This window comes from Oceanobacillus iheyensis HTE831, assembly GCF_000011245.1.
Lineage (GTDB): Bacteria > Bacillota > Bacilli > Bacillales > Amphibacillaceae > Oceanobacillus > Oceanobacillus iheyensis.
The window spans coordinates 1,434,410-1,447,833 of the sequence record NC_004193.1 but is presented as its reverse complement, the minus strand read 5'-3'; the positions used below and the strand labels follow the sequence as shown (position 1 = coordinate 1,447,833).

At 33.1% G+C, this 13,424-nt stretch carries 18 protein-coding genes; 10 read left to right on the top strand and 8 right to left on the bottom strand.

The genetic code is table 11. The features are described from left to right. Position 1: 1 nt before the first annotated feature. The 5 genes from OB_RS07320 to cbpB form a co-directional block, all read right to left on the bottom strand. Positions 2 to 1,750, bottom strand: a complete 1,749-nt coding sequence (locus tag OB_RS07320; protein WP_011065811.1) for an ABC transporter ATP-binding protein — start codon at positions 1,748 to 1,750, stop codon at positions 2 to 4. 296 nt (positions 1,751 to 2,046) lie between these two features. Then, positions 2,047 to 2,487, bottom strand: coding sequence for a TlpA family protein disulfide reductase (locus tag OB_RS07315; protein ID WP_011065810.1), 441 nt, complete (start codon positions 2,485 to 2,487; stop codon positions 2,047 to 2,049). A gap of 238 nt (positions 2,488 to 2,725) precedes the next feature. Beyond that, on the bottom strand, positions 2,726 to 3,841 hold the full coding sequence (locus OB_RS07310) for an N-acetyldiaminopimelate deacetylase (RefSeq protein ID WP_011065809.1): 1,116 nt from the start codon (positions 3,839 to 3,841) through the stop codon (positions 2,726 to 2,728). A 13-nt stretch (positions 3,842 to 3,854) separates the two neighbouring features. After that, a complete protein-coding gene (dapD, locus tag OB_RS07305; protein ID WP_011065808.1) occupies positions 3,855 to 4,565 on the bottom strand; it encodes a 2,3,4,5-tetrahydropyridine-2,6-dicarboxylate N-acetyltransferase in 711 nt (236 codons plus the stop codon). 129 nt (positions 4,566 to 4,694) lie between these two features. Then, complete coding sequence (cbpB, locus tag OB_RS07300) at positions 4,695 to 5,144, bottom strand: cyclic-di-AMP-binding protein CbpB (RefSeq protein WP_011065807.1); 450 nt, start codon at positions 5,142 to 5,144, stop codon at positions 4,695 to 4,697. A 179-nt stretch (positions 5,145 to 5,323) separates the two neighbouring features. Here cbpB and OB_RS07295 point away from each other — a divergent pair, with 179 nt between their 5' ends. The 6 genes from OB_RS07295 to OB_RS07270 all read left to right on the top strand — a co-directional run bounded on the left by OB_RS07295 (position 5,324) and on the right by OB_RS07270 (position 9,378). Continuing rightward, a complete protein-coding gene (locus OB_RS07295; protein WP_011065806.1) occupies positions 5,324 to 5,635 on the top strand; it encodes an ArsR/SmtB family transcription factor in 312 nt (103 codons plus the stop codon). 2 nt (positions 5,636 to 5,637) lie between these two features. After that, positions 5,638 to 6,540, top strand: coding sequence for a cation diffusion facilitator family transporter (locus tag OB_RS07290; RefSeq protein WP_011065805.1), 903 nt, complete (start codon positions 5,638 to 5,640; stop codon positions 6,538 to 6,540). 226 nt (positions 6,541 to 6,766) lie between these two features. Beyond that, complete coding sequence (locus OB_RS07285) at positions 6,767 to 7,615, top strand: metallophosphoesterase (protein ID WP_011065804.1); 849 nt, start codon at positions 6,767 to 6,769, stop codon at positions 7,613 to 7,615. 254 nt (positions 7,616 to 7,869) lie between these two features. Beyond that, complete coding sequence (locus OB_RS07280; RefSeq protein WP_011065803.1) at positions 7,870 to 8,442, top strand: SCO family protein; 573 nt, start codon at positions 7,870 to 7,872, stop codon at positions 8,440 to 8,442. Between the two features lie 199 nt (positions 8,443 to 8,641). Then, a complete protein-coding gene (locus OB_RS07275) occupies positions 8,642 to 9,112 on the top strand; it encodes a YkyB family protein (RefSeq protein WP_011065802.1) in 471 nt (156 codons plus the stop codon). 50 nt (positions 9,113 to 9,162) lie between these two features. Then, a complete protein-coding gene (locus tag OB_RS07270; protein ID WP_011065801.1) occupies positions 9,163 to 9,378 on the top strand; it encodes a hypothetical protein in 216 nt (71 codons plus the stop codon). Between the two features lie 22 nt (positions 9,379 to 9,400). Here the strand turns inward: OB_RS07270 and OB_RS07265 are convergent, their stop codons facing one another. Next, positions 9,401 to 9,730 (bottom strand): hypothetical protein, encoded by a 330-nt coding sequence (locus tag OB_RS07265; RefSeq protein WP_011065800.1) that lies wholly within the window; start codon positions 9,728 to 9,730, stop codon positions 9,401 to 9,403. Between the two features lie 111 nt (positions 9,731 to 9,841). Between OB_RS07265 and OB_RS07260 the strand changes: the two genes are divergently transcribed. Beyond that, positions 9,842 to 10,738, top strand: coding sequence for a DMT family transporter (locus OB_RS07260; RefSeq protein ID WP_011065799.1), 897 nt, complete (start codon positions 9,842 to 9,844; stop codon positions 10,736 to 10,738). Here OB_RS07260 and OB_RS18155 read toward each other — a convergent pair. Next, the gene (locus OB_RS18155; RefSeq protein WP_011065798.1) at positions 10,735 to 10,911 is read right to left on the bottom strand and encodes an FbpB family small basic protein; all 177 of its coding nucleotides are present in this window, start codon (positions 10,909 to 10,911) and stop codon (positions 10,735 to 10,737) included. The two genes, OB_RS07260 and OB_RS18155, sit on opposite strands and share 4 nt — an antisense overlap. A 119-nt stretch (positions 10,912 to 11,030) precedes the next feature. Between OB_RS18155 and OB_RS07255 the strand changes: the two genes are divergently transcribed. Both OB_RS07255 and lepB read left to right on the top strand, forming a co-directional pair. Then, on the top strand, positions 11,031 to 12,182 hold the full coding sequence (locus tag OB_RS07255) for an aminotransferase A (protein WP_011065797.1): 1,152 nt from the start codon (positions 11,031 to 11,033) through the stop codon (positions 12,180 to 12,182). Positions 12,183 to 12,276: 94 nt separating this feature from the next. Beyond that, positions 12,277 to 12,801, top strand: coding sequence for a signal peptidase I (gene lepB / locus OB_RS07250; RefSeq protein ID WP_011065796.1), 525 nt, complete (start codon positions 12,277 to 12,279; stop codon positions 12,799 to 12,801). 38 nt (positions 12,802 to 12,839) lie between these two features. Here lepB and OB_RS18390 read toward each other — a convergent pair whose 3' ends face one another. Next, positions 12,840 to 12,983 (bottom strand): hypothetical protein, encoded by a 144-nt coding sequence (locus OB_RS18390; protein ID WP_160162350.1) that lies wholly within the window; start codon positions 12,981 to 12,983, stop codon positions 12,840 to 12,842. Between the two features lie 218 nt (positions 12,984 to 13,201). Here OB_RS18390 and OB_RS18635 point away from each other — a divergent pair, with 218 nt between their 5' ends. Next, on the top strand, positions 13,202 to 13,324 hold the full coding sequence (locus OB_RS18635) for a YjcZ family sporulation protein (RefSeq protein WP_011065795.1): 123 nt from the start codon (positions 13,202 to 13,204) through the stop codon (positions 13,322 to 13,324). Positions 13,325 to 13,424 lie beyond the last annotated feature (100 nt).

The window sequence follows — 13,424 nt, the reverse complement described above, 5'->3', positions numbered from 1 at the left end:
CCTATTTTACCGCACTCAAGATTTCTTCTCGATCTTGATATTGGATATTAAATATCCGTTCATACGGACCATTATTGTTTACGAGGTCATCATGTGTACCTCTCTCTACAATTTCTCCATCTTCTAATACTAAAATTTCATCTGCGTGTTTTAATGAAGAAATACGATGAGCTATAATAAAGGAAGTACGATTTTTCATTACTTCACGTAATGCTTTTTGAATCTTAAATTCCGTCTGCATATCCACTGCAGAAGTAGCATCATCGAGAATGAGAATACTTGGATCAATACAAATTGCACGCGCAATTGCTATCCTTTGTTTTTGACCTCCTGATAATCCCATCCCTCTCTCTCCTAAAAGTGTATCGTACCCATTAGGTAGCTCCATAATAAAATCATGTGCCTGAGCCATTTTTGCAGCCTGAACTATTTGATCTTCTGTAACCTCAGGATTTCCATAAGATATATTCTCTCGAATTGTTGTAGAAAAAAGGAACGGCTCTTGTAGCACAAACCCAATCTGACTTCGAAGTGTCTTTAACTTATAATCACTTACCGGGCGCCCATCAAGCAATACTTCTCCTTGTTCCGGTTCATAAAATCGAGTAATTAATTGGGTAATACTTGTTTTTCCAGATCCGGTAGCCCCAATTAATCCAATCGTTTTTCCTGGCGGAGCATCAAAGCTAATGTTCTTTAATGCTTCATCATCATCCTTAATATAAGTTAAAGTGACATCATTAAACTCAACATGCCCTTTGATAGTTGTTTCTATTGCTGATTCCTTCTCAACAATATCTTCCTTCGCTTCTAATATTTCTAATAATCTCTCTCCAGATGCTTTCGCTTGAGAAAATTGATTAATAATAAACCCTAAATTCATTAGCGGCCCCATGATATACCACACTAAACTGAAAAAAGCGACCAATTCTCCCGGATTCATGGTTTCATTGATAACTAAGTAACCGCCATAAGCAAGTAAAACTACTGCGGATACATTACCGATAAACTCCATCATCGGAAAGAATCGTGCCCACAATTTTGATGTAAATAAATACTTCTGCCGATAATTATCATTACTGTTAGAAAATCTCCCAATTTCAAAGTCTTCTCTAGATAATGATTTGACAGTATTCATCCCGCTTATATTCTCTTGGACTCTTGTATTTAACTGTCCAAAAGATTTTCTTACATTACGAAAAGCTGGATGTACACGTTTATCGAATTGAAAAACAACAATTGCTAAAAAAGGCATAGCTGCCATTGTTACAAGTGCTAATGGTACAGAGTAATAAAACATAATAGATAAACTAATAAGTATAAGTGATATAATTCGTAACAATTCCGCAAATCCAACTGAAAGGAAAAACCTGAATCCTTCTACATCAGCAGTTAACCTAGACATAATATCTCCGGTTTTAGCATTATCATAATATTTGAATGCTAACGTTTGTAACTTATCATAAAGAGATTCTCTTAACTTATAAACGGAAGTCATTCCAAATAAATCGCCTAAATATTGGAATGAAAAAGTAGAGAAACCTTTGATAACCATTAACCCTAAGAAAAGTCCACAGATCCATGGAATTAATTCATAACGTGACTGAACCACAACATCATCAATCGTAATTTGTAGCATGATCGGATAAACGACAGTAATCGAAGTAACAACTAACATAAACAGTATCGACCATATAAAATATTTTTTGTATGGCCAATAAAAACGCTTCAGTTTCTTAAATGTTTCCAAATTTATTCCTCCTTTCACTTTTACCGTAATTATTAATATAACGGTTTCCGAAATAAATATCCACTATATTTTTAAATTTTTTTAAAATTATTTTTTTGCTAACTATTATATCTTTAATTACTACATAGCTATCGATTTTTAAACAACAAAAAGCAGATGATTGTGTAATATCCTAATGGTCTCAAGTTTAAAAATAGGCTTTAAACTTGTTTGCACCAATACGAATACGGACACTTTTCATCTGCATGTATATACCATTAATTTTATTTAGAAGAATTAATCTCCTTATAAATACTCTATTTCCGGTATAATCTCGCTAATTTATTATCTAGTAACGATGTATTACTTTTTCCGGACTGAATGTAACGAAGCTTCCCTTGTTGATCGAATAAATAAAATGCAGGTACATATTTTACTTGAAATAATTTACTTAAACTTTCATCTCTATCTGCAATCTTTGATCCATGGACATTAAATTGTGAAGATTTGTTACGAATTAAATTTAAATTATTGTCCTCCTCCATTAGTGGTGTATGAATAAAAAGTATTTGTGCATCATTATACTTACTTTGTAATCTCGATAACTGTCTTATAGCAACCAAACAGCTATTACAGCTAACCGACCAGAATACAATTAATGTTGGATTACCCAGTAAATGTTTTGTTTGAATTGGACGACCTTGATACCAATTTCCTTGTCTATGAAGATTTTCTGGCATAGTATCATTAATCCGCATTTATATTACTCACCTCTTGAAATATTGTCATTTCTTATATATGTAAGTGAATGACAATCTGACACAAATTACTGCATTTAAACCAACGCAAAATAAAAGTACCTGCGGAAAAATTATTCTCCACAGGTACTTACATTTACATTAAGGTATAATCACTTGTTGTTTATCAAGCATAGGTTTGATGGGCATTTTGACGATTAGCATTTACTAGCAGTACTAATTGTTTGTATTTTTATCATCAAAATGACGTAATCATTGAAATTACAGCATTTACTCCAACATCGATTGCTTCTTCCTTAGGGTTTAATCGTGCATTATGCAATCCATAAGAAGAATCCACGCCTAACCAAAACATAAATCCAGGAATTTCTTTTAACATATCACCAAAGTCTTCCCCTGTCATTGCGGCATCAGCTTGTTGATAAGTTATGGTTTGTGTTTGATTTATTACATTTTCAAATTGCTGCACATAAGTAGCATCATTTACTACTTGGTAATAATTAGCACCATAATCTACTTTTATAGTACAATCATAGCTAATTTCAAAGCCTTTCATTAACCGATTTAGTTTACTCTTAATCATATCTATTGCATCTGCATCCGTAGATCTGATCGTTCCTTCTAAGCGAGCTGTTTCTGCAATAGCATTTTGAACATATCCACTTTCCATTTTTCCAATTGTAATCACTGACCCATCAAGTGGATTTAGTCCCCTGGATACGATTTGTTGTAATTGAACTACAAAATTACTGGCAGCAACTGTCATATCTTTTGTCAAATGTGGGTAAGCTGCATGTCCACCTACCCCTTCAAAGTCGATAAATAATTCGCTTGTATTCGCGAATAATAAACCAGCTTTAGAAGAAACAGTTCCTACTGGTAGCTCAGGAGCAATATGCAATGCAAACATCATATCTGGTTTCCATTGTTGAAACTCCTCTGATTCTAACATTGGCTTTGCTCCACCGGGTCCTTCCTCTGCAGGTTGGAATACAAAGATAACATCATCATTAATTGGATCTTGAATAAGTTTTTCCAGTGCCCCTAGAGCAATCGTCATGTGTAAATCATGCCCACAAGCATGCATTCTTCCTTCATGCAAGGATGCATAAGGTAGATTCGTTTGCTCTAAAATTGGCAATCCATCTATATCTGCACGAAAACCAATTTTTCTAGCTGGGGATTTACCGTGAACATATACAAGTATTCCGGTACTCCATTTTTTTATTTCAACATTTTCTGTTGCAATTTCATTAATTCGTTCTAATAGATACGCTTGCGTTTTAAATTCCTGAAAGCCTAATTCTGGTATTTGATGTAAATCTCTTCGAATTTGTTCTAATTGTAACATCATACCTGCAGCAACCTTAATTATCTAATTTACGAAGCTCTTGTTTAATTTCAGTTTTAGATTTTGTCTGTTCATCAATTTCCTTTAATACTTTTGCTGGTGTTCCACCAACAAGCGTATTAGGAGCAACATCTTTTGTCACAATTGAACCAGCTGCAACAATAGATCCTTTTCCAACAGTAATTCCTTCTAGAATTACTACGTTAGCTCCAATCACAACATCATCTTCTACAATTACTGGTTTAGCAGAAGGTGGCTCAATTACCCCTGCAAGAACAGAACCTGCTCCAATATGACAATTCTTACCTACAGTTGCTCTACCGCCTAATACTGCATTCATATCTATCATAGTTCCTTCGCCAATAACTGATCCAATATTAATCGAAGCTCCCATCATAATAACAGCACCATCACCAATTTCAACTTGGTCACGAATGATTGCACCAGGTTCAATACGAGCATTAATATTTTTCAAATCAAGCATGGGAATAGCCGAATTTCTGCGATCATTTTCAATAATATAGTCTTCAATTAAAGATTTATTTTCTTCTAAGTAAGCTTGAATGTCCTTCCACTCACCAAATATCGTTCCACTTTTAGAATCAACAAAGGTTTTTATTGTATTAGAAGCTGAAAGCTTGTCTAATTCGCCCTTTACATATACCTTTACAGGTGTACTTTTTTTACTATCTGATATAAATTGTATAATTTCATTAGCATCCATCATTATTTCTATTCCTCCAATATTATAATCTCTTTATTACTTTAGCAGACGGTAAGTTATGTCGCAACTAAGACTATGTAGATTTTGGTACTAGAATTCAAAAAAAATAAACAGCCTTCATAAAAGAAGCTGTTATTTTTTGTACGCATTTATATATATGTTTTTCTTTACTTGTTTCAAAATTGCCCTTCTAGTTAGTATTCCATCAAAATAACCTTCATTATCTACAATACATATAAAGGCATGATTAATCACTGCATTTAACCCATCAAGTATTGTATGATCTCTTGTCAACGTAGGTACGTCTGTGTTCATTACTTCTTCAACCTTTATTTCAGCAAGTCTTTCCATTTCAAATTTCTCTAAACCTAATGTTTCATTCAAAATGACTGTTTTCCCTATGATTCCAACAAATTTATAGGAGGAATCAAGTACAGGTACCGCTGCATAGCCTGATTTTACTAATACTAACAAAGCATGTTCTAATGGATTATTTAACTGTACATGGGCAACTTTTTCTGACGGAACAAAATAATCTCTAATTAACAAGTCAGATAACTGGGTTTCCTGAATTGTACTCAATACACTCGCCCCTTTCTATTTACATCTTGCAAAATAAATCCACACATCCCCCAAAACACTCCAACTATATTTTACCATATAAAAATAAATGACACCTCTATATCGTATTATCTTTTGCAAACTTCAAAAACAAATTATACAATATGAGCATATGATCATATTGTAAAGGAATGATTCCATTGACGATTAACTATTTAGAAGAAAACTCCATAGAACATATTTCGCAGATATTTAAAGCTTTATCCGACCCTACACGTATTCGAATTTTACATTTACTTTTCCAAAAAGAAAGTTCCGTAAATGAAATTGTACAGCATTTGGATCTTACTCAGTCAGCGATTTCTCATCAATTAAAATATCTAAGACAATTGCAGCTAGTTAAAAAAAGAAGAGAAAAAAACATGTACTTTTATTCTCCTGATGATGAGCATGTAATTAAATTGTTAGAACAAGCTATTGAACATATGGAGCATACAACGAAGGAGGTATAATATTGGAACACAATCATGATCATTCCCATCATCACCATACAACAAATAAGAAAGTACTATTTTGGAGCTTTCTTATTATATTCTCATTTATGATTATGGAAGCTGTTGGGGGTATACTCACAAATAGTTTAGCATTACTATCGGATGCAGGGCATATGTTAAGTGATGCAGCTGCTTTAGGGTTAACACTCCTTGCATTTAATATCGGAGAAAAAAGCATTACCGCTAATAAAACGTTTGGTTATAAGCGGTTTGAAATTATAGCTGCGTTTATTAATGGTGTAACGCTTATTTTAATTTCGATCTTTATTTTTATCGAAGCCCTTCGACGATTTGTTGAACCACCTGAAGTTAGTGGAGCTATGATGATTATAGCTTTTATCGGTTTCTGTGTTAATATACTCGTTGCTTGGCTATTAATGAAAGGGAACGCAGAAGAAAATTTAAATTTAAAAAGTGCCCTACTCCATGTAATGGGTGATCTATTAGGATCTATCGGAGCTTTGGTTGCAGGAGCTTTGATTTTACTATTTAATTGGAATATTGCGGACCCAATAGCGAGTATTATCGTAGCAATATTAATTATTATTTCTGGCATTCGTATTACTAAAGATTCGTTGCATATTTTAATGGAAGGTAAGCCAACGAATGTTAATATTGATGAAATGAAAAGAAGTTTACTGTCATTATCAGGAGTACAAGACGTACACGATCTTCATGTATGGTCTATTACTTCCGAATTTCCATCCATGAGTTGTCATATACAAGTAACAGAACAAACAAATAGAGATCAATTATTAGAAGAAGCAACAAAAATACTTCAAGATTCATTCTCTATATCTCATTGCACAATTCAAATGGAAGGAAGGAACATCTCTTCTTGTGAATCATGTGATCACTCCTAACGCATTATTTAAAGAAGCTACATGGTGGTAGTACAACACTTATGAACTATGTAGTTCTTCTTTTTAGCTTTTTTCTTTTATTAAATGTAATTCTTACTAAAATATTCATTTTTCAGACAAACTTAGAAAGTGGATTCATTCAATAAACAATGCACTTTTTAATTAAAATTTATATATTTTCATGCTATACTTTCTACATCTGTTTATTAAGAGAGGCATGAGATAAATGAACCGAAGAACTTTTTTGAAACGCTCTTTCGGGAGTTTAATAACGTTGATTGGACTTAGTGGCGGGACGTACTTTTATGCAAAAGATATAGAACCAAATCTGTTGAAAGTCACAGAAGAACCCATCCACTTCCCCAATATTCCAGCTGCCTTTCATAACTTTAGAATCATTCAATTTTCTGATACACATATCGGTTTCCATTATGATTTAGATCAGTTTAAAGAGCTTGCGATAAAAATAAATCAGCTTCAGCCAGATTTAATACTTTTTAGTGGTGATCTAGTTGATAAACCAAATCAATTTTATTGGGACGATCGAATCGTCGAAATTCTTCGATCAATGAATGCAGAATATGGAAAGTATTGGATATACGGTAATCACGACCATGGGGGTTACGGCACGGAGATTGTAAAAGATATCATGGAAGCTGGAGAATTTTCCTTACTACAAAATGAATCTGTCCCAATAAGTAAAGATGGTAGTTATTTTACGTTGGCAGGTATTGATGATGTTATGTTAGGTAAACCTGATTTAAATAAAGCTTTGCAGAATCAACAAGAAAATGATTTTACTATTCTATTGTCTCATGAACCAGATTTTGCGGATATCACAAAAAATTATCCTGTTCAGGTTCAACTATCGGGACATAGTCATGGTGGTCAAGTTCGTTTTCCTTTTATTGGGGATCTTTATACTCCCCCATATGCAGAAAAATATGTCCAGGGTAAATATGATCTTCATCCCAATTTCAACCTTTACGTTAACAGTGGTATCGGTACTACTAGGCTCCCATATCGGTTCTTATGTAAGCCAGAACTTCATATGTATGAATTAAAGTCAGAATAAATCACACATATTGCATTCCGTGATGGTTTTCGTCCAGCCATTACGGTATGTATTACCATAAACCTAATTACTCATAAGTAGCATCGGACATCTTAAATCAGTTCATCCCCCATATTTTCTGTTGCTTATCCTCTCATATCGAAGTAATGAATGTCTGAAAGTACATAAATAAATGTTCATAAATCGTTCATCACACTATATTTAATTACATGATACAATTACGATAAAACAGTATTGAAAGGGAATTTATAAAAATGAGAAATTTAATATTATTACTTTTATTAAGCATGGTTCTGGTAGGTTGCGGGGAAGATTATAATATTGAATCTACGATGTCAGAGCAAGTAGCTGATTTTGAATTTACAAATCAAGACAATGAAGCTGTTTCATTAAGCGACCTTGAAGGCGAATGGTGGGTTGCCAACTTTATCTTCACTAATTGTACGACTGTCTGTATGCCAATGACATATAATATGTCACAGCTACAAGGAATGATTGAATCTGAAGATTTAGATGTTCAATTAATTTCGTTCAGTGTAGATCCTGAAAACGATTCCCCAGAAGTTTTAAAAGAATATGCACAAAATTATGATGCTAGCTTTGAGAACTGGTCTTTATTAACTGGATATGATTTTGAAACAATTCGAGAACTATCGATAAAATCATTTAAAAACTTTGTTCAAGCTCCTCCCGAAGGCACAGATCAAGTGACACACGGCACCTCATTTTTTCTAGTTAGTCCTGAAGGTGAAGTAATTAAAAATTACAATGGAATAGAAGAACAAAATATGGAAGCAATTGCAGAAGATTTAAATAAGGTACAATAAATTTAATAGATAAATTCCCAGAAGATCCCATCATACATTTTGATAGGATCTTCTTAAATTTATTAATATATGTTCATTTTCAGCTACTTTTTCACTTTAAAAACAATATTTTTAAAATGTTTTACTACAACTTATTGAAAATGGACAAGCGTTGCGTTAGGATATAGTATATCTTTTCTTATTGGGAGGAGAAAGAAAAATGTCCGATGATGTAACCGTGCATAAACTTGCACAAGCATTATTTTCTATAAATAAACACGCTAAAACTGCTCCGGAGCCAAAGCACTTATACCAAATTAAAAAGAAAGCTATCCATCAATTATTAAAAGAAAAAAAAGCTAGAAAAATTGGATTACATTTTAGTGATCATCCAAAGCTGAGTAGCCAACATTCTACATTACTTGTAAAAGTAGACCACTACTTTTTTCATATCCCTCCGACAAAGGAAGATTTTAAAACTTTGGAGCATTTGGGTTCATTAGATGAAACATATCGAAATCCACATACAAAGATGCCACTTTCTCAAGCAAAAAAATTAGTTTATCAATACATTGGTTGGAAACAGGAAAAAAAGAATCCTTCGCAAACAAGAAGATACCAATCGAATTATTATACCCCTTCTTCTCTAGGGAAAATGGAATGGCCACCTACTAAATCAAAGCGTTTTTAAGTTTGTTTTATTTTTATTTGGGGTATAGAACATAAAGGAGGAATGAAGACATGGAACTTCAAGACTTCATTTATGAATCACACAAATATGCTGAACAAACACATGTATTAAAAGACAAGTTTGAGAAACTATCTGATACAGAAAAACAACTTGTGATGAATGCAGCTCCAGATAGTTTAAAAACTCCTAATGAATATTTCCACCCAGTCTATGAATGGTTGGAAAATACTACAGAACAATTAAATACCCATCAAGATATAAAATAACCAAAGGATATTATTCCTTTGGTTATTTTACTGGTTTTTGCAAAAAACGCATAATTGGAGATATTATCATAATACAAAATCCAAAAAAAGCACTAATTTGCAAACCTACTTTTAAAGCCCGATGTAACTGAACACTACCCATATAATTTGTCACCATTAATATACATATAACCAATAGAAGCGTAACTACTACATAAGAAATTAAACGATGCATCTTTTTATTTATTGCCCAAAGAGATAATGGTCTGATAAAGTAATAAACAAGCATGCAAAACAGGAAAAATAGAATTATATAGACATATAATTCATCAATACCTATGTTTCCAAATGTAATAATATCATTTAATAGCATAATTCATCTTCCTATATCTGTGATTTTCCTTGCATTATTGACATATTTAGAAGATATATACATATTATTTTCACACATTCCGGTTTATGGTAGTTAAGGGGGACATTGTCTTTGAATCGTTATATTTTGCTCATTGTTATTGGGGCAGGGCTTTGGGGTACGATTAGCTGGTATGTAAAGCATTTAAGTGAATTTGGGTTTACCCCGATGGAAATTGTAATATTACGCGCATGGTCTACTGCAATTATTTTAGTACCTTTCTTAATAATAACTAATAGAAATCAATTAAAATTAAAAGCGTGGACTGATATCAAATATTTTATAGGAACCGGTATTTTCAGTATCATTTTCTTCAATTTTTGTATGTTCACTGCTATTGAATTAACAACTATACCAGTCGCTACTTCTTTGCTTTATACAGGACCAGCATTCGTTACTATACTGTCATGGATGTTGTTTAAAGAACAACTGACCAAAATTAAAATTATTGCCTTATTTAGCACACTAATTGGAACATGTCTAGTTGCTGGTATTGCTGGATCCAGCTTGCAAAATCTACATATAACTGGAGTTTTATTTGGACTAGGTTCAGGTTTTGGATACGCACTCTATAGTATTTTTAGTAAATATGCGCTGCAAAAGTATTCCAGTTTAACCGTTACAACATTTACCTTTATTGTGGCAGCTGTAGCATTGATTCCATTTTTCCCATATCAAGAAAAAATAACCTTGCTTATGAATCCCGCTCCTCTCCTTCTTGCTATAGGACTTGGGTTTTTGCCTACAGCGTTAGCCTATATCTTTTATACATATGGCTTACAATTTGTAGAAGCTTCAAAAGCGTCAATACTGTCAACTATAGAACCGGTAGTAGCTACTTTTATCGGTATTATGGTGTTTACCGAGCCACTCTCGGTTGTACAATTTGCAGGTATGCTTGCAATTATCGGAGCAGTTCTACTCATGCAATTCTCTAATAAACAACAAATAAAAAAACAGGAAACCTAAAAACGGTCCCCTGCAATTATTTTCTGTTGATTCTTTTGTCTTTCTGCAAGAACAATTGCTTCTTGTTTATTTTCTAATCGAAGCTCGATTTGTGTTATACTTTCTTCATCGTTCAATAGTTCTTGTTTATTTTGACTAACTAGTTGTTCAAAATCTAATGCTTTAGGTCGCATAAGTAATCCTCCTATTTATCTGTTATTATTATTATACCCGAAAAATATATTATAAATCTAAATTATTTGAACATTTTATTAAAATTTTCCTCAATTATGAAAAAGGCATGGTGAAATACATGGAACATTTATTAAATCAGCAAGTACAAAACATTGAAATATCAGGAATTCGAAAGTTTTTTAATCTCGTTTCTAACGAAAAAGATATTGTTTCGTTAACCATTGGTCAACCTGACTTTTATACTCCACATGCAATAAAACAAGCTTCCATAAATGCGGTTAATAATAATCATACAACTTACACCGCAAATGCTGGTGTAATAGAGTTACGTAAAGCTATTGCTAACTACTATGAATCTCGATATCAGATTCCATATCATCCAGAATCAGAAATTATCGTAACTGCAGGAGCTTCAGAGGCTATTGATATTACCCTCCGTACAATTTTAGAGCCTGGTGATGAAGTGATCTTACCAGCACCAATTTACCCTGGGTATGAACCATTAATTACACTAGCACGTGCCAAACCTATACATATGGACACAACAAAGACCAATTTCAAAATAACTAAGTCTCAACTAGAAGAGACCATTACAGAGAAGACAAAATGTATAATTATCCCTTCTCCTTCCAACCCAACTGGTGCAGCTTATACGAAGAAGGAGCTTGATGAAATTGTTTCTGTATTAAAAGATAAAAAACTATTTATACTGTCTGATGAAATTTATAGTGAAATTATCTTTGATCAACCTCATGTATCTATAGCATCGTATCCTGAGATGAGAGATCAAACAATTGTAATTAATGGTTTGTCAAAGTCTCATTCCATGACCGGCTTTCGTATTGGATATGCGCTAGCCCCTCATTGGTTGTCTAAACATATGTTAAAAGTTCATCAATACAATGTTTCTTGTGCTTCTTCTATAAGTCAATATGCTGCACTAGAAGCTTTTAATTCTAACGATGATCATTTGCAACTGATAAAAGATACGTATAAAAGTAGAAGAGATTTAGTTTACAACCGCCTTACATCAATGGGAATCGATGTTCAACTACCAGAAGGAGCGTTTTACATGTTTCCTCGTTTTCCAATGAGAAACGAAAACTCATTTGAATTCGGATTGACATTAGTAAAACAAGCAAAAGTAGCACTTGTACCTGGTAATAGTTTTTCACAATATGGAGAAGGATTTATGAGGTTATCTTACGCCTACCATGAAGATGTATTAAATAAAGGACTAGATCGAATAGAAAAGTTTCTAAACCAGTAAAAATATTGAGAAATTTTTAGATAATTAATCTCGAAATATAATATAAATTATGCTACGATTAGTATAACCTTTTATCATCGGAGGATGGTCCATTGTGACTAACAAAAAAGATAGGAATGAATGGGTCAGTGGCATTAAAGCAATTGTATTAGCTATCATTATCGCCCTTTTTTTGCGAACATTTATATTTGCAACTTCTATTGTAGAAGGTGAAAGCATGGCCCCTACACTTGAAAACGGTGAAAGAGTTATTTTTAATAAAGTAGTTTATATGCTTGATGAGCCTGACCGTGGAGATATTGTAATTATTCGTCAACCTCCTAAAAATTATGTAAAACGTATCATTGGCTTACCCGGTGAAGAGATAGAAATAAAAGATCATCAATTGTATATTAATGGTGATGCTTATACTCAATCCTTCCTATCCAAAGATGCCTTATATTCTACAAGCAACTTCGGGCCAATCATTATCCCTGAAGAAAATTATTTTGTTATGGGAGATAATCGACTTATTAGTAAGGATAGTCGAAACGGGCTTGGATATATACCGAAAGAAGATATTATCGGTAAATCAGAATTAATAATTTATCCTTTTAACGAGCTAGGACTAACTCATTAAAAAAGACAGATTCGATTTTAAACGAATCTGTCTTTTTATTATTCATTATCCATTAAGCAGTACCCGATATTTAGTACGATAATTCCAAAACAAACAACACCGAATAGTAGTTCCATTAAATAGGCACCCCTTTCCATACTATGTACAAAACCTATAAATGTAGTATATCCTGCTTCTTCCATATTACCAATAAATCATTTGAAAATAAACATATTTCTCTTTTGTAGAATGAAATTTCACACAGAAAGGTGCTTTCGTTCTTGGCACCACTCTTACCTCTTTCTTAACCTTCAATTTTTTAATAAGATATACTACGATTTTTACACACCCGGTACAAACGTCTATACACATTTACCATAGATGCATACAGTATTAATGTAACATCGGGAGGTGAAAAAGCATGGGCTATGGATACGGCGGATACGGCTGCGGCGGTTATGGCGGCGGCTACGGTAATGGTTTTGCATTGATTGTAGTGCTTTTTATCTTGTTGGTAATTGTAGGCGCTGCATTTTACTGCTAATTTTAATCAATAAAGAATGGCTTGTGCTGAACAAAATGCACAAGCCATTTTGTTTTTATTGAAGATAAAGGCAATGATTTTTCTTTCCACGTCAGTATAA